The organism is Kitasatospora sp. NPDC032757, from assembly GCF_055579305.1.
Window position 1 is genome coordinate 137,737 of the sequence record NZ_JBVINN010000005.1, and the last position, 20,094, is coordinate 157,830.

At 71.6% G+C, this 20,094-nt stretch carries 17 protein-coding genes and 1 tRNA gene; 11 read left to right on the top strand and 7 right to left on the bottom strand.

Annotated features, from left to right (window positions below; all coding sequences use genetic code 11):
• Positions 1-157: 157 nt before the first annotated feature.
• Both ACZ5WK_RS10355 and ACZ5WK_RS10360 read left to right on the top strand, forming a co-directional pair.
• Positions 158-2,479, top strand: a complete 2,322-nt coding sequence (locus tag ACZ5WK_RS10355) for a DEAD/DEAH box helicase (RefSeq protein ID WP_465546824.1) — start codon at positions 158-160, stop codon at positions 2,477-2,479.
• A gap of 153 nt (positions 2,480-2,632) precedes the next feature.
• Complete coding sequence (locus tag ACZ5WK_RS10360) at positions 2,633-3,466, top strand: TIGR02452 family protein (RefSeq protein ID WP_465546826.1); 834 nt, start codon at positions 2,633-2,635, stop codon at positions 3,464-3,466.
• 140 nt (positions 3,467-3,606) lie between these two features.
• Here ACZ5WK_RS10360 and ACZ5WK_RS10365 read toward each other — a convergent pair whose 3' ends face one another.
• Both ACZ5WK_RS10365 and ACZ5WK_RS10370 read right to left on the bottom strand, forming a co-directional pair.
• The gene (locus ACZ5WK_RS10365) at positions 3,607-3,942 is read right to left on the bottom strand and encodes a hypothetical protein (RefSeq protein ID WP_465546829.1); all 336 of its coding nucleotides are present in this window, start codon (positions 3,940-3,942) and stop codon (positions 3,607-3,609) included.
• A 177-nt stretch (positions 3,943-4,119) separates the two neighbouring features.
• Positions 4,120-5,238, bottom strand: coding sequence for a hypothetical protein (locus ACZ5WK_RS10370; protein ID WP_465546831.1), 1,119 nt, complete (start codon positions 5,236-5,238; stop codon positions 4,120-4,122).
• Between the two features lie 226 nt (positions 5,239-5,464).
• Here ACZ5WK_RS10370 and ACZ5WK_RS10375 point away from each other — a divergent pair, with 226 nt between their 5' ends.
• Together ACZ5WK_RS10375 and ACZ5WK_RS10380 are read left to right on the top strand one after the other, a co-directional pair.
• Positions 5,465-6,640: a low temperature requirement protein A gene (locus ACZ5WK_RS10375; RefSeq protein ID WP_465546833.1), complete on the top strand. Its 1,176-nt coding sequence runs from the start codon at positions 5,465-5,467 to the stop codon at positions 6,638-6,640.
• Positions 6,641-6,652: 12 nt separating this feature from the next.
• Positions 6,653-7,099: an RICIN domain-containing protein gene (locus tag ACZ5WK_RS10380; protein WP_405360881.1), complete on the top strand. Its 447-nt coding sequence runs from the start codon at positions 6,653-6,655 to the stop codon at positions 7,097-7,099.
• 14 nt (positions 7,100-7,113) lie between these two features.
• Here the strand turns inward: ACZ5WK_RS10380 and ACZ5WK_RS10385 are convergent, their stop codons facing one another.
• From ACZ5WK_RS10385 to ACZ5WK_RS10400, 4 genes are all read right to left on the bottom strand, one after another.
• The gene (locus tag ACZ5WK_RS10385) at positions 7,114-10,269 is read right to left on the bottom strand and encodes a DEAD/DEAH box helicase (protein WP_465546835.1); all 3,156 of its coding nucleotides are present in this window, start codon (positions 10,267-10,269) and stop codon (positions 7,114-7,116) included.
• A gap of 226 nt (positions 10,270-10,495) precedes the next feature.
• The gene (locus ACZ5WK_RS10390) at positions 10,496-11,224 is read right to left on the bottom strand and encodes a tyrosine-protein phosphatase (protein ID WP_465546837.1); all 729 of its coding nucleotides are present in this window, start codon (positions 11,222-11,224) and stop codon (positions 10,496-10,498) included.
• A 73-nt stretch (positions 11,225-11,297) separates the two neighbouring features.
• Positions 11,298-12,068, bottom strand: a complete 771-nt coding sequence (locus tag ACZ5WK_RS10395; RefSeq protein ID WP_465546839.1) for an SDR family oxidoreductase — start codon at positions 12,066-12,068, stop codon at positions 11,298-11,300.
• Positions 12,069-12,100: 32 nt separating this feature from the next.
• On the bottom strand, positions 12,101-13,336 hold the full coding sequence (locus ACZ5WK_RS10400) for a DNA glycosylase AlkZ-like family protein (RefSeq protein ID WP_465546841.1): 1,236 nt from the start codon (positions 13,334-13,336) through the stop codon (positions 12,101-12,103).
• Positions 13,337-13,451: 115 nt separating this feature from the next.
• On the opposite strand from ACZ5WK_RS10400, the gene ACZ5WK_RS10405 reads away from it, so the two are divergent.
• The 5 genes from ACZ5WK_RS10405 (at position 13,452) to ACZ5WK_RS10425 (ending at position 16,442) form a co-directional block, all read left to right on the top strand.
• Complete coding sequence (locus ACZ5WK_RS10405; RefSeq protein ID WP_465546843.1) at positions 13,452-14,153, top strand: nucleotidyltransferase domain-containing protein; 702 nt, start codon at positions 13,452-13,454, stop codon at positions 14,151-14,153.
• An 87-nt stretch (positions 14,154-14,240) separates the two neighbouring features.
• A tRNA-Lys gene (locus ACZ5WK_RS10410) sits at positions 14,241-14,313 on the top strand.
• Between the two features lie 225 nt (positions 14,314-14,538).
• Entirely contained in the window at positions 14,539-14,796 is a 258-nt protein-coding gene (locus ACZ5WK_RS10415) for a hypothetical protein (RefSeq protein WP_465546845.1), read from the top strand.
• Positions 14,774-16,033 carry an SDR family NAD(P)-dependent oxidoreductase gene (locus ACZ5WK_RS10420; RefSeq protein WP_465546847.1) on the top strand — a complete coding sequence of 420 codons (1,260 nt, stop codon included), beginning with the start codon at positions 14,774-14,776 and terminating at the stop codon, positions 16,031-16,033. The genes ACZ5WK_RS10415 and ACZ5WK_RS10420 overlap by 23 nt, the downstream gene beginning before the upstream one ends.
• Positions 16,034-16,181: 148 nt before the next feature.
• Positions 16,182-16,442 (top strand): hypothetical protein, encoded by a 261-nt coding sequence (locus ACZ5WK_RS10425; RefSeq protein WP_465546849.1) that lies wholly within the window; start codon positions 16,182-16,184, stop codon positions 16,440-16,442.
• A 295-nt stretch (positions 16,443-16,737) separates the two neighbouring features.
• On the opposite strand, the gene ACZ5WK_RS10430 is transcribed toward ACZ5WK_RS10425, so the two are convergent.
• Positions 16,738-17,781: a fatty acid desaturase family protein gene (locus ACZ5WK_RS10430; RefSeq protein WP_396324750.1), complete on the bottom strand. Its 1,044-nt coding sequence runs from the start codon at positions 17,779-17,781 to the stop codon at positions 16,738-16,740.
• Positions 17,782-17,965: 184 nt separating this feature from the next.
• Here ACZ5WK_RS10430 and ACZ5WK_RS10435 point away from each other — a divergent pair, with 184 nt between their 5' ends.
• A complete protein-coding gene (locus ACZ5WK_RS10435) occupies positions 17,966-19,267 on the top strand; it encodes a sensor histidine kinase (protein WP_465546850.1) in 1,302 nt (433 codons plus the stop codon).
• Positions 19,255-19,899, top strand: coding sequence for a response regulator transcription factor (locus ACZ5WK_RS10440; RefSeq protein ID WP_465546851.1), 645 nt, complete (start codon positions 19,255-19,257; stop codon positions 19,897-19,899). The genes ACZ5WK_RS10435 and ACZ5WK_RS10440 overlap by 13 nt, the downstream gene beginning before the upstream one ends.
• The last annotated feature ends 195 nt before the right edge of the window (positions 19,900-20,094 follow it).

Sequence of the window (20,094 nt, forward strand, 5' to 3'; positions counted from 1 at the left end):
GTCTATGGTGGTAGATCGTTCGTTTGATTCATTTGACTGGCGCCCTATTCCCATCTGGCGCCCTTGGCGCGTTCCGGCGATCCGTGGCTGACCGCATAGAGGCGGTTGTGAAACAGAACCCCGGACTTTGGCGCGTGCCACTTCCGGAAGGTTTTGCATGTCTCTCGTTGACGACGCCCGCTTCGCCATGCCCGCGAGCGAGTCCGCCGCCGATGTCACCACCCTCGACGCCGAGCTGATCGAGGTCACCACCGACGCCGCCGAGGCCGTCGCCGAGGCCGCCGACTCCGCCGAGATCGCCGCCGACGACGTCGCGGACGAGGCCGAGCACGTCGAGCCCACCATCACCTTCGGCGACCTGGGCCTGCACGACGACGTCGTGCGCGCCCTCGCCAAGCGTGGCGTCACCACCCCGTTCCCGATCCAGGCCGCGACCATCCCGGACGCCCTGGCCGGCAAGGACGTGCTGGGCCGTGGGCGCACCGGCTCCGGCAAGACCCTCAGCTTCGGCCTGCCGCTGCTGACCCGCCTCGCCGACGGCGAGCGCACCAAGCCCAAGCACCCGCGCGGCCTGATCCTGGTCCCGACCCGCGAGCTGGCCATGCAGGTGGCCGACGCCCTGGAGCCGTTCGGCTCGGTGCTCGGCCTCAAGCTCAAGGTCGTCTGCGGCGGCACCTCGATGTCGAACCAGATCTACGCGCTGGAGCGCGGCGTCGACGTCCTGGTCGCCACCCCCGGCCGTCTGCGTGACCTGCTGAACCGCGGGAGCGCCAAGCTGGCCGACGTCCAGACCGTCGTGCTCGACGAGGCCGACCAGATGGCCGACATGGGCTTCCTGCCCGAGGTCACCGAGATCCTCGACCAGGTGCCGGCCGGCGGCCAGCGCCTGCTGTTCTCCGCCACCCTGGAGAACGAGATCGACACCCTGGTCAAGCGCTACCTGAAGAACCCGGTCACCCACGAGGTCGACCCGTCGGCCGGCGCGGTCACCACCATGACCCACCACATCCTCGTGGTGAAGCCCAAGGACAAGGCGCCGATCACCAACGCGATCGCCGCCCGCAAGGGCCGCACGATCATCTTCGTCCGCACCCAGATGGGCGCCGACCGCGTCGCCGAGCAGCTCATCGAGGCCGGCGTGAAGGCCGACGCGCTGCACGGCGGTATGACCCAGGGCGCCCGCACCCGCGTCCTCGGCGACTTCAAGGACGGCTACGTCAACGTCGTGGTCGCCACCGACGTCGCCGCCCGTGGCATCCACGTCGACGGCATCGACCTGGTCCTGAACGTGGACCCGGCCGGTGACCACAAGGACTACCTGCACCGCTCCGGCCGCACCGCGCGTGCCGGCCGCTCCGGCGCCGTTGTCACCCTGGTGCTGCCGCACCAGCGCCGTGGCGTGTTCCGTCTGATGGAGGACGCGGGCGTGGACGCCTCGCGCCACATCCTCGACCACGCCTTCGACGCCGAGGTCGCCAAGATCACCGGCGCCCGCTCGCTGATCGAGGTCCAGGCCGAGAGCGCGGCCGGCATCGCCGGTGCCGCCGAGCGCGAGCTCGCCGACATGACCCGCCAGCTGGAGCGCGCGCAGCGCCGCGCCACCGAGCTGCGCGAGGAGGCCGACCGCCTGGCCGCCCGGGCCGCTCGCGAGCGGGCCGAGCTGGGCATCGAGGACGAGGCGCCGGCCGCCGAGGCCGACTCCGCCGAGGCTTCGGAGACCGCCGTCGAGACCGCCGCCCCGGTGGCCGAGGAGCGCACCCCGTCGTACCGCGAGGCGCGCACCGAGCGTCCCGAGCGCACCGAGCGCCCGGCGTTCGGCCGTGACCGTGACGACCGCGGTGGCCGTTCGGGTGGCTTCAACCGTGACCGTGACGACCGCGGTGGCCGCTCCGGTGGCTTCAACCGTGACGACCGCGGCGGCCGTTCCGGTGGCTTCGGTGACCGTGACAACCGTGGCGGCGGCTTCAACCGTGACCGTGACGACCGCGGTGGCCGCTCCGGTGGCTTCAACCGTGACGACCGCGGTGGCCGTTCGGGTGGCTTCGGTGACCGTGACAACCGCGGCGGTGGCTTCAACCGTGACCGCGACGACCGTGGCGGCCGTTCCTTCGGTGACCGTGACAACCGCGGCGGTGGCTTCAACCGTGACCGCGACGACCGCGGTGGCCGTTCCTTCGGTGACCGTGACAACCGCGGCGGTGGCTTCAACCGTGACCGCGACGACCGCGGCGGCCGCTCCGGTGGCTTCGGCGACCGTCCGGCCCGCTCCTTCGGTGACCGTCCGGCCTTCGGCCGTGACCGTGACGAGCGCGGCAGCAGCAGCCGTCCGTTCTCGCGCCGCGACGACCACCGCTCCGGTGGCCGCCCGCAGGCCTCCGGTGGCTTCAACCGTGACCGTGACGACCGCGGCGGCCGCTCCGGTGGCTTCAACTCCGGTGGCTTCAACCGCGACGACCGCAAGCCGCGCTGGAAGAACTGACACCGGCTGATGCCGGTTGACGCCGGCTGACGTCACTTCGGGCCCGCTCCACTTCGGTGGGGCGGGCCCGTTGTCGTTCTCCCGCGGGCTGTTGTTCTGCTGGTGAGAATAACCTGTGGCGCGTGGGCGGCCGGGTCCCGTACGGTCGCGGACATGAGCAGCAGACTGCATCACGTGGCGGCGGTGAACGAGGAGATCGCCGAACGGGGGAGCTACCGGGCAGCCGGGGGCGAGCTCGTACAGGTGTCGGAGCGACTGGCCGTGGCCAGGGAGGGGACGGTGTCGTACACGCCGGAGGCGCTGGACGCGCTGGTGCGGGCCGGCGCGCCCGGGCCGGGTCCGGGCACCGGGGCGATCGAGGTGACGGCCGAGGGCAGCATCCAGGCGGCCCGGCGGCTGGTCGGGGCCGGGGGTGGCCGGGTGGGGGTGCTCAACTTCGCCTCCGCACGTAACCCGGGCGGCGGCTACCTGCGTGGCGCCCGCGCCCAGGAGGAGGACCTCTGCCGCAGCGCCCTGCTGTACACCTGCCTGCTGGAAGCACCGGACTACTACGAGGCGCACCGCGCCTCCAGTGACCTGCGCTACAGCCACCGGGTGATCGTCTCGCCCGACGTGCCGGTGATCCGGGGCGCGCAGGGGGAGCTGCTGGCACAGCCGTACCCGGTGACGTTCCTGACCTCGCCGGCGCCCAACGCGGGCCAGTTGGAGCGGCGTTCGGCCGGCACGGACGTCCGGGGCGTGCTCGCCGAGCGGGCCGTCCGGGTCCTCGCAGCGGCGGCCCGGCACGAGATACGCACGCTGGTGCTGGGGGCGTGGGGCTGCGGAGTGTTCGGCAACGACCCGGCCCAGGTGGCCGAGGCCTTCGAGGGGGCGCTGGCGCAGTACGGCGCGGCGTTCGAGCGGGTGGTGTTCGCGGTCTGGGACCGCACGCCCGTCTCGGCGAACCGGGCCGCTTTCGAGGCCCGGTTCGGCGCGGCCGTCGGCTGACGGCGGCGGCCTGCAGCAGCGGCCGTCAGCCCTCGGGTGGTGGGGGCGAGGTCACGTGGGGCCTCGCGTGCGGTCGGCTCGTGCGTGCCGTCGGCCGCTGCGCACTGCCGGCCCTCCGCGCTGCCGGCTCTTGTGTGCCGTCAGCTCTTGCGTGCTGCCAAGGTGGTCGCGGCGGTCGAGGCGGCGGCGACCACGCCGGTGACGGCGAAGACGGACGGCCAGGCGCCGATCTTCTTCGCCAGCGGGTGCGAGCCGCCGAAAGCCGCCACGTACAGGCCGGTCAGCGCGGCCGCGGTGGCCGTGCCCGAGCGGCGGTGCCACTGCGTGGCGGCGCCGGCCCCGGCGACCGCCAGCACCGCGCCGCCCAGCTCGCGCCGGCCGGTCCAGCGGGCGACGCCGTAGCCGCCGACCAGGCCGCTCGCCGCGGTGAGCGCCGCGGGCGCCGCGGCCGAGAGCACGTTCGGGATCTTCGCCATCGTCGACTCCACTCTGCAGACCTCCGGAGGTTCCGGACCTCGCGGGCCCCGCCGAACTCCACGGACGCCCTGAACTCCTCCGACCTTCCAACCTCCCGACCATAACCCGGCCGTCGAAACGGCTCGCCGGGCGGTCCTGCGTGCGATCCGGCGGCCGGGCCTGGTGGGGCCGGCGGTTCAGCGGAACGCCTCCTCGAAGGGGCGCGCCGCGGCAGTCCGGGAGAGGTGGTGCGCGGCCTCGGCCGGGGTGAGCACCCGCTCCAGCCGGAGCTCCCCCGGGACCTGCTGGATGAACCGGCCGGCCGCCCAGCTCCGCTCGTACGGCTGCGGGTCCAGCACCAGGGTGCGGACGCCGTCCACCACCGGGATGTCGCTGGGAGTGCCCTCGTTCCAGATCCACGAACCGTCCGGCGCGACCAGGTTGAACGCGCCCAGTGCGGTGACCCGGCGGCCGTCCACCTCCTCGGTCCGGGTGAGCGCGACCACCTCCGGGTCGGGCCGGGTGCCGGGCAGGTGGCCGCCGCCGATCAGCAGGTCGGCGAGGAGCGTGTGCAGCTGGAAGTTGTCGGTCAGGCCGTCCATCCGGACCAGATAGCCGGTGCCGGTCGGGCGGTCCAGCACCAGCAGCGGCTCGTCGTCGAACGTCTTCATCAGGTACAGCAGGCCCTTGAGGTCGTGCTGCCCCTCGCCGTACCGCTCGATCAGCTCGACCAGCACGTCGGTCACGCCGGAGGCCCGGGCCGAGGTGCGGACGGCGGCGTGCGTGTACACCGCGAACGAGGCCATCTGCCACAGGTGCAGCGTCCACCAGCCGATGACCGCCCGGTGGGCGGGCCAGGCGTCCGGGTCCTCCGGGTCGGCGATCCGGGCATGCGCCTGCCCCGGGTCGTCCGCGTCCGGATCGGGCAGCTCGCCGCCGCCCGTCTCCTTCCAGCGCTCGATCAGCAGCAGCGCCCCGCTCAACGCCCCGCGCAGACCGGCCAGCACCTGGCCGGCACAGGCCACCGGATCGGAGCCGCGCTCCACGCAGGCGCCCACCATCATCGCCAGGTGGGACCGCTCGAACGGCGGGAAGTCCGGCAGCAGGGCGGCCAGCCGCGGGCCCACCGCGGCGGACTCGCGCTCCCCGGCCGGGCCGAGCAGCCCGCGCACCGCGCGGAACGCGGCGTCGATGTGCTCGATGTCGGTTGCCTGGACTGCCGCCTCCAGATCGGCGATCGCGCCGAGGAGGGCCGGCGGCTGACGGTCTGACGGATCCGCGGACCCGCCGTGCGAGGGAATTCGGTCGGACACCATTCGCCGCAGCATAGGCGGCCGCCCTGACGGTCCGTCCGGCCGGGGTGCGGCGGGCGGGCCGTCGGTCGGGCCGTCGGTCGGGTCGTCGGGGTGGGGTGTGCGGACGGGATGCGCGTCGGGTGAAGGGGGAAGAGGTGGAGGGCGAGGGGGAAGGGGAGCGGCTTTCCGCGTCCGAGTGTCGGAAATCGCCCGCACGGGCCCGCCAGTGTCCCGCATACTCGCGCGGGTGACCGCGACCCGTACCCTGCCGGCCCCCTCCGTGGCCGTGGCGGAACCCGCTCTGCGGGTGTCCCCGCTCGAACTCTTCCTCGATCTCGTCTTCGTCTTCACCGTCACCCAGCTCACCGGGAGCCTGGCCCACCACCTCACCGTCGGGGGGCTCGCCCAGGTGGTGGTGATGCTGGCGGTCATCTGGTGGATGTACGACGCGTTCATCTGGCTGACCAACGCGATGCCGCCCAGCAGTCACGGCCGCCGCGGCCTGCTGCTGCTCGCCATGGCCGGCTTCCTGCTGATCTCGCTCTCCGTCCCGCACGCCTTCGAGGGCAGCGGCGTCGTCTTCGGCTGGGCGTACCTGCTGGTGGTCGCCGTGCACACCGGCATGTTCGCCGTCTCCGGCGTGGCGCTCGGCCCGGTACTGCGGATGGGCGGGCTCAACCTGGTGAACACCGGCCTGGTGGTGGCCGGTGGCTACTTCACCGGTACCGCCCAACTCGCCTTCTGGGCCGCCGCCTTCGCCCTGCAGTTCGCGATACCGCGGCTGGTCGACCTGCCGCAGTTCCTGCTCCGCTCCGACCACTTCGTCGAACGCCACGGGCTGGTCGTGATCATCGCGTTCGGGGAGTCGGTGATCGCCATCGGCGTCGGCGCCGGCACCGCCGACCTCAGCGCCGCCGTGATCGCCGTGGCCGTGCTCAGCCTCAGCGTCTGCGTGGGCCTCTGGTGGGCCTACTTCGGCCACGACGACGACGCCCGCGCCGACCACCACATGGCCGCGCTCCCCTCGGACCGCCGCAACCGGCTCGCGGTCAGCGTCTACAATCTCGGCCACTACGGCCTGCTGCTCGGCGTCCTGCTCTTCGCCGCCGGCGTGAAGTCCGCCGTCGCCCACCCCGGCGCGCCGATCACCCTGGGCCAGGCCGCCGCGCTGGCCGGCGGCGTCGCGCTCTTCCTCGCCGTCAACACCGCCGTCCGCCGCACCTTCGCGCTCACCCCGAACCTGCCCCGGCTCGCCGCGGCCGCCCTGCTGGTGGCGGTCGTCCCGCTGGGCACCGGCGTCTCCGCCCTGGCCGAGGTGGCGGCCACGGCGGGCGTGCTCGCGGCGGCCTTCGGGTACGAGGCCGTGCGGGCCGGCCGTACCGCGCAGGTCGCGACGACCGGGAGGCCTGTCGGCCCCCGGTGAGAGACTCGAACCGTGACTGACCACGTGATCACGGACGGCCTCTACCGGGTGCGCAACGTCGGCAGCGGCCTGCTGCTGGAGGTCGCCGACGGGAGCCGCCGCAGCGGCGCCAAGGTCCGGCTGGGCGCCGACGACGGCTCGGACGCCCAGCTCTGGCGCCTCACCGCCGTCCACCCCGGCGGCGCCCTCCACCACTTCGAGAACGTCGCCAGCGGCAAGCGCCTCGACGTCACCGGCGCCTCCCCCGACGACGGCGTACCGATCCAGCAGTGGTCCGCCAACGCCTTCGGCGCCCAGGAGTGGCTCCTCGAACACCACCTCGACGCCCCCGGCACCTACACCCTCACCAGCTTCATCAGCGGCAAGCCCCTCACCGCCACGACCCCCGGCAACCCCGTCGAACAGCGCGAGGAGACCGACTCCCCGACCCAGTGGTGGCGCCTGGAGCGGCAGGAGTAGGCCGGGGCCGCCGGCTAACCGGAGGTGACCGCAGTGAAGTGTTGGACATCCGCCGGCAGCGGGACGTGTAGGCGCCAGGTCACCGCCATGGGGCGGTTGCCCTCGTGGGAGACGTAATCGGCTGGACCGAGCAGGACATAGGGGGACGGGCGGCCGATCTCATTCTCGTTGTCCTGCCGAACAAACAGCAGCACGTTGCTTCCCTCTTGTCGGTGGTTCTGGTAGCGAAGTCCTGCCTTTGAGTTTGCCGAGGTGTGGTTCTGAGATTCCCAGTGGAACAGCTCCTCGCTCAGAGCAAAGTCCCGGTACCGGGTGTTCTGAGAGAATTTCTTCTCGTCCTTCCTGATGGTGACCATCAGTGCATCCGTCCGAGAGGCCGAACTCCAAGCAACTCCGCCTTGGGATGTCGACGGCTTGTTCTTGTCGAGCGTCGCCCATTTCAGGGCAGCGAGGAGCTCGGGCCTGCTGTAGTGCGCGTGGATAGCCAGGGGCTGTTGGGAGAGCAGGCCAAGATCTGGGCTGAGTGGCCTGGGAGCGTGCGCCGCGTTGGCGAGGCCGTACGCGAAGACCTGGCGGAGCTCACTTCGTACGGCGTGGTGGGACCGAAGCGCCGCCAATCCCTGCGGGATGGAGCGAAAACCACCGCCACGTGGCCAGAGCGCGAAGAACAGCATCGTGGCGTACGTCTTCATTCGATCATTAAGGCTATCGAATGCGGGTGCATCATCGGCGACTAGTGCGGTGTATGCCTGAACGCGCTCCGGGTCGTCTACCTGCAGCAGGGTGGCTATCCGGTTGAGCAGGGCCTCGTCGCCCGGTAGCTCATCCCAGGTGGCGAGACCGGCTCGACGCAATACGCCGGTCCAGGAGTTCTGGCCGCGGTAGATCTCGTTGATGTGGCGGTGGCTCTCGGTGAGGTAGCTGCTCAGGGATGGCTCGCCTTGAGTCCGTACCTCCTGGGCAATGGTGTTGACATTTCCCTTGAGTTGCACCCTGATGTTTGTTAGGACGATGTCCTTCGACACCCGGTCGAGAACGATCTGGCAGCCCTCGGGAAGCAACGGGAAGTCATCGGCTAGGTTCTGAGTGAGGCTGTGCCGGGTGTATCCGGTGAGTGCGCGGAACCTATCCTCGAAACGAAACTCCTTGCGCTGATAGCCGATGAAGTCCAGTACGGTCAGGACGGGCTTGCCCTCAGCTCGGCGAAGGCCGCGTCCAAGCTGTTGAAGAAAGATGGTCGCGCTGGACGTCGGACGGAGGAGGAGAAGCGTGTCGACGTGGGGGATGTCCAAGCCTTCGTTGAACAGGTCAACCGAAAATAGCGCTTGAACCTCGCCGTTCTTTAGCTTGGCGAGTGCCGCCTCCCGCTCCTTGGTCGGGGTTTCTCCGGACAGTGCCAGCCCCTTGAGGCCGGCTTCACTGAAGACCTTGGCCATGTGCTCGGCATGGCGCACGGAGACACAGAATCCAAGCGCCCGCATGGCAAAGGGGTCATTTATCTTGTCGTGGACTGCGCTGAGGACCTGGACGGCCTGGGTATTGGTAGCGACCAGGGTGTCGGTCAGATCAGCACTGTCGTAGGCGCCCTGGCGCCATCGGACGTTGCGCAGGTCGGTGTTGTCGTGCACGCCGAAGTAGTGAAAGGGGCAGAGGAGGCCGTCCTCCAGCGCCTGCCAGAGCCGCAGCTCGGCGGCGATCCGGCCGTCAAAGTATTCGTCCTGCACTCGCTTGCCGTCCGCTCGCTCTGGTGTGGCGGTCAGGCCCAGCAACTCGCGAGGGGTGAAGTAATCGATGATCCTGCGATAGGTCTCGGCGGTCGCGTGGTGGAACTCGTCGATCACAATGATGTCAAAGTGGTCGGGCGCGAATGCGTCGAGACTGGCCTGCGAGGAGAGCGATTGAATGCTGGCGAAAACATGACGCCGCTGCTCGGGGCGCTCACCGCCGAGCAAGAGCTCGCCGAAGTTTCCGTCGGCTAGGACGTCGCGATAGGCCGCCATCGCCTGCTCAAGGATTTCACGCCGATGGGCAACGAAGAGGAGGGTCGGCGCGTCACTTCGCGCCGCGCTGAGCTGCTTGTGGTCGAACGCCGCGATGATCGTCTTCCCAGTGCCCGTAGCCGACACCAAAAGGTTGTGATGGTGGTCGTGAAGCTCGCGGGCGAGAGTCAGGCTCTCCAGCATCTCGCGTTGGTGAGGACGTGGCCGAAGCTCGACTTTGGCCAAGGAGAGTGTTCGGTCGCGGCCAGGAGCCCACGGGGCACCCGCGCCGGCGAGCGCGCGGTCGAGCTCGTCGGCGTCGCGATCGGGGTCGTAGCTCTTGAACTCCGGGTTGTTCCAGTAGGAATCGAAGGTCGCCTCGAACTTCCGCAGGAGGGCTGGTGTAGCGACGCTGGAGAGTCGGACGTTCCACTCCAGACCGTCGAGGAGAGCGGCCTTGGAGAGATTTGAGCTGCCGACGTAGGCCGTATCGAATCCGGTGGCTCGCCGGAACAGCCATGCCTTGGCGTGGAGACGGGTGCTGTGGAGCTCGTAGTTGATCTTCACTTCGGCGCCGAACTCGCGGACCAGCCGGTCGAGCGCCCGGCGTTCGGTGGCCCCCATGTAGGTGGTGGTGATGACCCGAAGTGGAACGCAGCGAAGTTTGGCCTGGCGAAGCCGCTCCTCGAGGACTCGCAGGCCGTGCCACTTCACAAAGGCGCACAGCAGGTCGACTCGGTCGGCGGTAGCGAGCTCGGCCCGGAGTTCGCTGCCGAGGTTCGGTTCTTCGGGGGCGTTGGTCAGCAACGCGCTTTCGGAAAGCGGAGCAAGCGGTCGGACCTGGTAGACACCAGGAGCCTCCTGCTCGACCACAGCAATCAGCTCACGGGGGCCGGGCTGGACGATGTCGGGCGGGGTGGGTCGGCCTGCAGTGGTGAGTGATGCCAGTACCCGGTTTGCCAAATCGACCCGCTGATCGGGTTTTGTGGCCTGCAGAGCATGCTCCACCTGAGCGCTGATGTACCTCGCGAGTACGAAAGGGGCGGACTCACGGTCAACGTCGCGATCGATGACACGGAGACCGGCCTTCTCAACGCTGGCGAGCCGCTTGACCAACTCGGTGGTCAGCACGGACTCGTAGAGGCCCGGGACGGTGTCAGGCTGGCGATCGGTTGAGTCGGACACTGACATCTCCTGACGCCCACGAAGCAGTTAGAGATCGTTCTAGCAGCATCCAGTGATAGAGCGCAGCTGAGTTCGCGGATCCAGGAATGGCATGTGGGGCGTGCGGATGCCAGGCGCGCCTGCCCTCCAGGGCACAGGCGTGGGCACGTGCGGCTGCGGGTGCAGAACTGAACCGGCTATGCCTCCGCTCCGCCCACCCCACGCACCTCAGTTATCGGCCCGAGGCCTTGAATCAGGCGGCGAGGTTGGCCCGGAGGGCGGTGAGGTCGGCTTCGGTGAGGCCGTGGGCCTGGAGGTAGGCGGGGACGGATCCGTGGTGGGTGCGGATCCAGGCGAGGGAGGAGGCGAGGAGCGGCGCGGAGATGGGGCGGGAGATGCGCTCGGTGCCGGTCTCGTCGAGGTAGGGGGTGGGGCCGTCGAGGAGGCCGAGGCCGGCGTTGGAGAGCAGGAAGTCGGCGGTGATCTCGGCGTCGGAGGCGCCCAGGAGGGACTGCACGACGGCGATGGTCAGGCCGGTGCGGTCCTTGCCGACGGCGCAGTGGACGACGGCCGGGACGCCTCCGGGGCTACCGAGCCGGCGGATGGCGGCGACCAGGGACGGGCCGGCGGTCTCGGCCATGAAGGGGTAGAGCTCGGCCTGGCCCTCGGGCCACGGGCGGTCGGTGTCCTCGCGGTTGGCCGGGAGGGTGGGGAGGTTGACCGCCTCGTGGTCGAGGCCGTGCCGCAGGTCGGGCCAGACCTCCAGCTCGAAGGGGCTGCGCAGGTCGATCACCAGGCGCAGGCCGAGCGCCTTGAGGCGCTGGGCGCCCTCGGGGGCGAGGGTGTGGAAGGAGCCGGAGCGGTAGAGCACCCCGGTGCGCAGGGTGCCGACGCCGCCGGCGTCGCGGAAGTTGCGCACGCCGGGGATGGCGAGGAAGGCGGACGGCAGGTCGGGTTCACGGTCCGGCAGGTCGTCGGTCATGGGCTCCACCGTACGGACAAACGGTCTGCCGGGGGAGGGAATCGGACCACCGGCGCGGGGAGGGCGGCCGGGTTCAGCGGCCGCCGGCGACGTCGAGGAACGCGCCCGTCATGTAGGAGGAGGCCGGCGAGAGCAGGAAGAGGATCGACTCGGCGACCTCCTCCGGCTGCCCGCCGCGCCGCATCGGCAGGCCGGGGGCGACCCGGTCGACCCGGCCGGGCTCGCCGCCCAGGGCGTGGATGTCGGTGTGGATCAGGCCCGGGCGGACGGCGTTGACCCGGATGCCCTCGGCGGCGACCTCCAGGGCCAGCCCGCGGGTCATCGAGTCGACGGCGCCCTTGGCGGCCGCGTAGTCCACGTACTCGTTCGGCGAGCCGAGCCGGGAGGCGGCGGAGGAGACGTTGACGATCGCGCCGCCCGCCCCGCCGTGCCGGGTGGACATCCGGCGGACGGCCCGGCCGGCGCAGAGGAACGAGGAGGTGATGTTGGAGGCCCAGATCCGGTTCAGCCGGTCCTCGTCGATCTCCTCCAGCCGGCACTGCCGCTCCAGCGTGCCCGCGTTGTTCACCAGGGCGGTGAGCGGGCCGAGTTCGGCGTCCACGGTGGCGAACAGCCGATCCACCTCGGCGGTTCGGGTGACGTCCGCCCGGACGGCGACGGCCGTGCCGCCCTCGTCCCGGATCGCCGCGACCACGCCGGCCGCCGCGGCCTCGTCGGTCCGGTAGTTGACGCAGACGCGGTAGCCGCGCCGGCCGGCGAGCAGTGCGGTGGCGGCGCCGATGCCGCGACCGGCACCGGTGACGAGGACGACTTCGTTGCGGGCGGGGCCGGTCGAGTTGGTCATGGTCCGAACGGTATCTCCCGGGCCGGGGCGGGTCACCGGCCGGAGGCCGCCGCGCGCAGGGCCGCGATCTTCGGCGCCCGGCTCCTCGGCGAGTCCAGGCTGAACCCGCGTGCGTCGCCCAGCTGGTCGCGGACGAACGCCTCCGTCCGGGCCACCGCCTCGCGCAGCGCGTCGTCCGGCGGCACGAAGGACTGGAGGACGATCTCGCCCCGCTCGGTGTCGTACTCCCAGAAGCCGGTGATCCGGCCGCGGTCCAGCACGATGTGGGTCTGCGGGTCGGCCTCGCCGCCGAAGCTGCGCCCGGCCTTCCCGGCGGGCAGCGGCCGGGCCGCGTCGGCCGGGTCGACCAGCCGGGACAGGTCGCGGTGGAGCAGGTGGATGCCGTCGATGCCGGCCAGCAGCGTGTAGTGCGGCTCGGCCGGGACGGTGAACTCGGCGAACTCGTCGAGGAGTTCGGGCGGCATCAGCAGGCCCGGACCGGACGGGCCGGACGGCGCGCCGGGCAGCGCGACCAGCCCGGCCTCGGCGACCGCCCGCCTGGCGGTCGCGGCGGTGAACCCGGAGAACCAGCGGAAGTGCTGCAGGCCGGCCGGGCCGGCCCAGGAGAAGTAGCGCCGGGCCAGCTCCGCCGCGTCGCCGGCGACCGGCTGGTCCCAGCCGACGTAGCCGTAACGCTGCTGGTCCAGGCGGCCGTTGACCGGTACCCGGCGGATCCGGCCGCGCGACTGCATCAGCCCCAGCGCCAGCGGCAGGGTGGTCGACAGCCCGCGCTTCTTCCCGGCGTCGCCCAGCGGGCGGACGGCGTCGCCGACCGCCGCCCGGATCGCGGCCGGGTCCTGCGGCGTGCCGGGGGCGTCGGCCAGCGCGCGGCCGACGGCGAGGCAGAGCTTCTCCACCTCGTCCCGGCCCACCCCGAGATGCTTCCCGGCGGCGGCCAACTCGCCCTCGGGGGCGGCCGCCCCGGCCGCCAGGGCGAGCGCGAAGTCGGTGGCCGGCACCACGTAGGTGCAGCCGCGCGCCGACGGCAGCTCGTGCACGTCCAGCCGGGCGACGGCCGCGTCCACCGCCTCCCGGTCCAGCCCGGCCCGCGCGAACAGGCCCAGGTACGGCGCCGCGCCGCCCACCGAACGGGCCCAGCCGGTGGCGGTCAGGACCTCGGCGGCGGAGGCGCCGCGGTGCGCGCCGTCCAGCCACTGCCGGTGCGCCCACCAGGCCCGCAGCTTCTCGGTACCCGGGCCGGGGGACTGCTCGTCGTCGGGCTTCGCCATGGCGCCAGTATCGTGCCCGGGCCGCCGCCCCGGCCGGAATTCGCTCGCCCGGCGCGGCCCCCGCACGGCAGACTCCTCTGACAGCACCGAGACCAGGCCGCAGGGAGGCCCGCCCATGACCACCGCCCCCGGCACCGTCCTGCTCGCGGGCGTCGTCGGCTCGACCGCGTACGGCTTCGCCCACGCCGGCTCCGACATCGACCGGCTCGGCCTCTACGCGGCCCCCACCGAGGAGTTCCACGGCCTGCACCGCCCGGCGGAGTCGCACGTCACCACCGGGCCCGACGTGACGCTGCACGAGGCCGCCAAGTGGTGCCGCCTCGCCCTCACCTGCAACCCGACCGCCTCCGAACTGGCCTGGCTGCCGGACGGCCTGTACGAGGCACGCAGCCCGCTGGGCGAGGAGCTCATCGCGATCCGGGCGTCCTTCCTGAGCGCGAAGGCCGTCCGCAGCTCCTATCTCGGCTACGCCGACCAGCAGTTCCGCAAACTGCTCACCCGCGACACCACCGACCCGGCCACCCGCCGCCGGGCCGCCAAGCACGCCCGGCACCTGGTCCGCCTGGTCGAACAGGGCGTCCGGCTCCACGAGACCGGCGAGAACGTCGTCCGCCTCCCCGACCCCGAGCGCGTCCGCGAACTCGGCGAACGCATCGCCGACCACCCCGCCACCGCCGAACCCCTGCTCGCGGCCGCCGCCGAGCGCCTCGCCCGCCCCGGCGTCCTCCCCGCCGCCCCCGACCCCCGCCCCGCCGAGGCCTGGCTCCGCCGCGTCCGCGCCGCCCACTACACCCCGCCCGCCCCGCCCGCCCCTTGAGCCCCGGCGCGCCCCTGCAATCCACTGGCGGAGCCCTGGGCCACACCGGGTAGGATCGCGGTGGCCGGCTCCGCACGGGCGGGCCACGGGCCGCTAGCTCAATTGGCAGAGCTGCGGACTTTTAATCCGTAGGTTCAGGGTTCGAGCCCCTGGCGGCCCACGTGTGACGAGGGGGCTAAACCCCCTCTGACCAGCAGCGCAGCACCCCGGCTAATTCGAGTAGTCGGGGTGCTGCTGCGTTTGTGGGCCGTCTGCGTGAGCGGACTGCGAGTCAGTACCGGGTGCGGCAGCGGACGGGGCGTCCTTCGGTGACCGTGCCCGGGGGACCAGCGCTGCGGCGGCCTCAGCATGGGCGAGCGCGAGCTCCGGTAGGACGCCGGCGTAGATGTCGGCCGTGATGGTGATGGAGGAGTGGTGGCTGGACCCCGACGGATTCCTCATCCAGATCCGGCACTTCCTGATCCTGCGGATCCTCGGTGTGATCCCTAGCTCCTGCCTCACCGGCGCCGACCTGCTCCTGCCGCTGGCCAAGCTCGCGGAGGTCCGACACCCCGATGCGGCCAAGGCGTTTGCTCGCACCCACCCGCTGCCCGCCACCGGGCCCGACGATCGGGTGGACGATGACCGCACCCGCGCAGCTTGACCTTCTCATCACCGCCCTCCCGCTCCAGGGCCGCGTCGCTCTGGTCACTGGCGGAGCCACCGGGAGCGGTGCGGCGATCAGCCGAGCGCTGGCCGCTGCCGGAGCCTCCGTCGCCGTCAATCACCTCGCACGGATCGCCCAGGCCCGCGCCGTCCTCGGCGTCGTCCGCCGCGAAGGACGCCCCAGGATTGAGGTCAGCGCCGACCTTACCGAACCGAACGCGGTCGCCGCGCTCACCAACCAGGTCGAATCGGAGCTCGGCCCGATCGACATCCTGGTCAACAACGCCGGCGCCTACCCCCGCACGGCGTGGGACGAGCTCGGCGAGGAGGAGCGGGCCAGCGCGATCGAGTCGAACCTCACCATCCACTACCGCACGTGCCGCGCCGTCACTCCCGGAATGGCCGAGCGCCGCTGGGGCCGGATCATCAACATCGGCAGCGTCAACGCCCGCGCCGGACGCCCCGGCCTCACTGCCTACAGCACCGCCGAGGCCGGACTGATCGGCTTCACCAGGTCGCTGGCCAGGGAACTTGGCCCGGTCGGAATCTGCGTGAACACTGTCCTGCCCGGGGCCATCCAGGTCGAGGCGGAGAACGACCTGCCCGCTCATCACCGCGCCCGACCCGAGGACCAGATCCGCCGCCAGTGCGTTCAGCGCCGGGGCCGTCCCGAGGACGTCGCCCGCCGCAGCGACCTTCCTCGCCGGCCCGAGCGCGTCCTTCATCACCGGCCAGTCGTTGCACGTCGACGGCGGCTGGATCCTCCACTGACCGCCGGCACCGTCGAGACAGGAAGAGACCACATGCAGCACCGCGTCCGCGCCGTCCTCCTCACCCCGAACAACACCACGTTGCTGATCAAGCGCATCCGCCCCGGCATCGACCCGTACTGGGTGATCGTCGGCGGCAAGATCGAACCGACAGACGCCAGCCCCGAGGATGCCCTCCAGCGCGAGATCCGCGAGGAGATCGCCGGCGAGGCCCAGATCGTCAGCCTCCTCCACACCCTGGAGACCGACGAGGAGCGCCAGGACTTCTACCTCGCCACCATCGACAAGTGGAGCTTCGAGGACCGCACCGGCCCCGAGTTCAGCCAGGAAGGCCGAGGCGAGTACCTCCTGGAGGAGATCGCCCTCACCACTGAGGCCCTCGACGCGATCAACCTCCTGCCCCAGGCGTTCGCCACCGTTCTCCGTGGGGCTGTCGAGCGCGGCGAGGTACTCGCGACCAGGTAGCCCCAAAGCGACTGCGAGTGGGCCGGACGCCCGGTGGGTCCGACCTACTCGCAGCTCGGTCGCCGAGGCCAAACCGGCTGACAGGCTCGATAGGGTGCCTGGTAGGTGCGGGCGACGGCGCCCGTGGTCTGTGGCCGGGGTGGTGCGCGTGGGGTTCTCGTTCGGCGTCGAGGAACTGCAGCTGGTCGACGGGACGGTGGTTAATCCACCGGCGGACGGTATGACGGTGTTCATCGGTCCCAACAACAGCGGCAAGTCGGTGCTGCTGAGGGAGCTTGCCAACCTGATCGGTCACTACCCTGGGACGGCCAGCCCAGTGCGTTGGGTGAGCCGGGTGAGTCCCAGGGCCGAGGGGACGGCCGACGACGCGCCGCAACCCGTGGGATCGCGATCCGTGTCGATCTTTTAATCCGTAGGTTCAGGGTTCGAGCCCCTGGCGGCCCACCTGGAACGAGGGGCTTCACCCCTTGTGACCTGTAGCGCACCGCAGGGCCGTTCACCCACCGGGTGGACGGCCCTGCGCATGTCTCCCGCCGGCACGTCACATCCCTCGGCCGCTCCTGCCCCTCGCCCGGCCGGCCGGCGCGGCGCAGCGGAAGGCCCAGGCCGGAGGAGCCCGGCCTGGGCCTTGTGCGCTTCCCGCTCGGGCATCGGCGGGGGACCCGGTGCGCGACCACGGGGGCGGGTCGCGCACCGGGAGTCTGTCAGCCGGCGGCGCGGATCGGCTCGCCGGTGCGGTGCAGGTGGGTGAGGATCTCGCGGTAGGAGCGGACGATGCCGGTCTCGTAGTACGGGATGTCCTTCTCCTCGCAGAATTCCTTGGTGATCTGCGCGGCGCGGCCGAGCGCGGGGGTCGGCATGTTGGGGAAGAGGTGGTGCTCGATCTGGTAGTTGAGACCGCCCATGAGGACGTCGACGAGCACCCCGCCCCGGACGTTGCGGGAGGTCAGCACCTGGCGGCGGAGGAAGTCGAGCTTCATCTCGGGCGTCACCATCAGCATGCCCTTGTGGTTGGGGGCGAAGACGCAGCCGAGGCAGATCCCGAGCAGCGCCTGGTGGACGCCGAGGAAGGCGAGCGCCTTGCCGGCCGGGAGGGCGGCGAAGACCAGCCCGAAGTAGGCCGCGAAGTGGGCGACCAGCAGGGTGCCCTCCAGGTACGGGCGCTTCATCGTGGGGCTGCGGAGTGCGCGGAAGCTGTTGTAGCTGAGGTTCAGGCCCTCCAGCAGCAGCAGCGGGAAGAAGAGGTAGGCCTGCCGCGCCCCGATGAACCTGGCGAGCCCGCCGGCCTGGCTCGCCTGCCGCTTGGACCAGACCACGATGTCGGGGGCGACGTCCGGGTCGCGCTCCTCGTGGTTGGGGTTGGCGTGGTGGCGGGTGTGCTTGTTCATCCACCAGCCGTAGCTCATCCCCATCAGGAGGTTGGCGGCGAGGCGGCCGCCGATCTCGCTGTGGAGGCGCTGGTTGAACACCTGGCGGTGGGCCAGGTCGTGCGAGATGAGGCCGATCTGGGCGAAGACGAGGGACATCGCCGCGGCGAGCAGCAGTTGCAGCCAGGTGTCGCCCAGTGCGAACAGGGCCCACCAGCCGCCGAAGAACGCGGCAAGCACGAGACCGAAGCGCACGGTGTAGTAGACCGGGCGCCGGTCGAGCAGTCCCTCGGCGGCTATCCGGCGGCTCAGCTGGGCGAAATCGCTGCCGCCGGTCTCGGACCGGGGCGCGTTGCGCCGGAGGTCGGGGGCATCCGGCATCGTCGCGAACTCAGTGCTCATGACGAAGAGTCTGGTCGCCGGGGCGCACCGGGAGAACCGGTGAAACCCCACTTCTCAGGGGGGAGGAAACTCCCCCCTCCCCCATCCGGAACGCCCCGGCTCACGTACGCTGCGTAGCAGGAGACGTGGACCGACGAGGCGGGAGCGGGGAGCCGATGTGCCCGTGAGCAGTGCCCGATGGCCTCCGTGGCTGCGCTCCGAACTCGTTCCCTGGTTGTGCGCCGCCCTGGTGTCCGCGCGGCGCGGTGTGGCCGTCGCCCTGCTCTCCCAGCTCGCGGCCGTTCCGCTGCTCGCGCTCTCGCTCGCCTCGCTGCTGGTGCTCCCGCTGGGCATCGGCGTCCTCACCCTGCCGATCGTGCTGTTCGCCGTCCGGGGCGTGGCCGACCTGCACCGGCGGCTGCTCAGCACCTGGTGGGGGGTGGACATACCCAGCCCCTACCGGCCGCAGGAGGGGGAGGACTTCGAGCCGCTGGACGTGCCGAGCAGCGTGCGTTACTGCCGGCTGCTGCTGACCGACCTGTCGACCTGGCGGGACCTCCTCTGGCTCCTGATCGACGCCCCGGTCGGCCTGCTCTTCGGGCTGCTGCCCGGGTGGCTGATGATCTACGGGCTGCACGGCGTGGTGGCCACCCCGCTGTTCTGGCCACTGATGGACCCCACCTACGGGTACGGGCTGATCTGGCCCGTGCACAGCACCACGACGGCGGTACTCTCGTTCTTCCAGGGCCTGGGCATCATGTACCTCGGGTTCTGGTGCGCGGGACGCCTGCTGCGGGTGCACACCCGGATCAGCCAGAAGCTGCTCTCCCCGACGGCCAAGGCCTACCTCGCCCGGCGGGTGGCCGAGCTGACCGAGACCCGGTCGGCCGCGGTGGACGCGCAGGCCGCCGAGCTGCGGCGGATCGAACGCGACCTGCACGACGGCGCCCAGGCCCGGCTGGTGGCGATCGGGCTCAAACTCGGGCTGGCGGAGCAGCTGTTCCGCAAGAGCCCCGACACCGCGTACCGGATGCTGACCGACGCCCGTGAGGCCAGTGCCCAGGCCCTGGCCGACCTGCGCAACCTCGTCCGGGGGATCCACCCGCCGGTCCTGGCCGAACGCGGCCTCGACGGGGCCGTCCGGGCCCTCGCCCTCGACCTGCCCATCCCCGTCCAGGTCGACATCGACCTGCCCGGCCGGCCCGAGCCGCCGGTCGAGTCGGCCGGCTACTTCGCGCTCGCCGAGGCGCTCGCCAACGTGGCGAAGCACAGCGCCGCCACCTCGGCCTGGGTGCGGCTCGGCTATGCCGACGGGCGGCTGCGGCTGGTCGTCGGCGACGACGGGGGCGGTGGCGCGACCGTCCGCGAGGGCGGCGGGCTGCACGGCCTGCGCCGGCGTCTCGCCCCCTTCGACGGGACGCTCGACCTGGAGAGTCCGGTGGGTGGCCCCACCACAGTGACGATGGAGTTGCCATGCGTGTTGTGATCGCCGAGGACCTGGCGCTGCTGCGGGAGGGGATCACCCAGCTGCTCACCCTCAACGACTTCGAGGTGGTCGCGGCCGTGGACAACGGCCCGAGCCTGCTGGAGGCCCTGCTGGAGCACCGCCCCGACGTGGCGGTGGTCGACGTCCGGCTGCCGCCGACCTTCACCGACGAGGGGCTGCACGCGGTGGCCGAGGCCCGCCGGGAGCTGCCCGGGCTGCCCGTGCTGGTGCTGTCGCAGCACGTGGAGCACCTCTACGCCAAGGAGCTGCTCACCGACCAGCGGGGCGGCATCGGCTACCTGCTCAAGGACCGGGTCTTCGAGGTGAGCGAGTTCGTCGACGCGGTGCGGCGGGTGGCCGCGGGCGGGACGGCGATGGACACGTCGGTGATCTCGCAGCTGCTGGAGCGGAGCTCGGCGAAGGGGTCGATGCAGGCCCTCACCACCAGGGAGCGGGAGGTGCTGGCGCTGATGGCCGAGGGGCGCAGCAATGCGGCGGTGGCGCGGCAGCTCTGCATCACGGAGAAGTCCGTGAGCAAGCACACCAACAACATCTTCGGGAAGCTGGGGCTGGCGCAGTCGGGGGACGACAACCGGCGGGTGCTGGCGGTGCTCGCCCATCTCAACCTCTGAGACCGGGGGCCCGGGGCCTCGGACGGGGCCGGGAGGCCTGGGCTCCAGGGCGGGCGTCGGGGCGGGCGTCGGGGCGGGGCCGCGGAAGGCCCACGGCCCCCGCGGTCCGGGCCTCACGGGGGGAAGGCCGGGGCCGCGGAGGCCATGGGGGTTCGGGGGCTGGCGGTTCGGGGGCCGGCGGTTCGGGGGCCGGCG

What these genes read in the sequence shown, in the direction of transcription:
- ACZ5WK_RS10355 (WP_465546824.1), top strand. Translation starts at nt 158, where the DNA reads ATGTCTCTCGTTGACGACGCCCGCTTCGCCATGCCCGCGAGCGAGTCC.
- ACZ5WK_RS10360 (WP_465546826.1), top strand. Translation starts at nt 2,633, where the DNA reads ATGAGCAGCAGACTGCATCACGTGGCGGCGGTGAACGAGGAGATCGCC.
- ACZ5WK_RS10365 (WP_465546829.1), bottom strand. Translation starts at nt 3,942, where the DNA reads ATGGCGAAGATCCCGAACGTGCTCTCGGCCGCGGCGCCCGCGGCGCTC.
- ACZ5WK_RS10370 (WP_465546831.1), bottom strand. Translation starts at nt 5,238, where the DNA reads ATGGTGTCCGACCGAATTCCCTCGCACGGCGGGTCCGCGGATCCGTCA.
- ACZ5WK_RS10385 (WP_465546835.1), bottom strand. Translation starts at nt 10,269, where the DNA reads ATGTCAGTGTCCGACTCAACCGATCGCCAGCCTGACACCGTCCCGGGC.
- ACZ5WK_RS10390 (WP_465546837.1), bottom strand. Translation starts at nt 11,224, where the DNA reads ATGACCGACGACCTGCCGGACCGTGAACCCGACCTGCCGTCCGCCTTC.
- ACZ5WK_RS10395 (WP_465546839.1), bottom strand. Translation starts at nt 12,068, where the DNA reads ATGACCAACTCGACCGGCCCCGCCCGCAACGAAGTCGTCCTCGTCACC.
- ACZ5WK_RS10400 (WP_465546841.1), bottom strand. Translation starts at nt 13,336, where the DNA reads ATGGCGAAGCCCGACGACGAGCAGTCCCCCGGCCCGGGTACCGAGAAG.
- ACZ5WK_RS10405 (WP_465546843.1), top strand. Translation starts at nt 13,452, where the DNA reads ATGACCACCGCCCCCGGCACCGTCCTGCTCGCGGGCGTCGTCGGCTCG.
- ACZ5WK_RS10415 (WP_465546845.1), top strand. Translation starts at nt 14,539, where the DNA reads ATGTCGGCCGTGATGGTGATGGAGGAGTGGTGGCTGGACCCCGACGGA.
- ACZ5WK_RS10420 (WP_465546847.1), top strand. Translation starts at nt 14,774, where the DNA reads ATGACCGCACCCGCGCAGCTTGACCTTCTCATCACCGCCCTCCCGCTC.
- ACZ5WK_RS10430 (WP_396324750.1), bottom strand. Translation starts at nt 17,781, where the DNA reads ATGCCGGATGCCCCCGACCTCCGGCGCAACGCGCCCCGGTCCGAGACC.
- ACZ5WK_RS10440 (WP_465546851.1), top strand. Translation starts at nt 19,255, where the DNA reads ATGCGTGTTGTGATCGCCGAGGACCTGGCGCTGCTGCGGGAGGGGATC.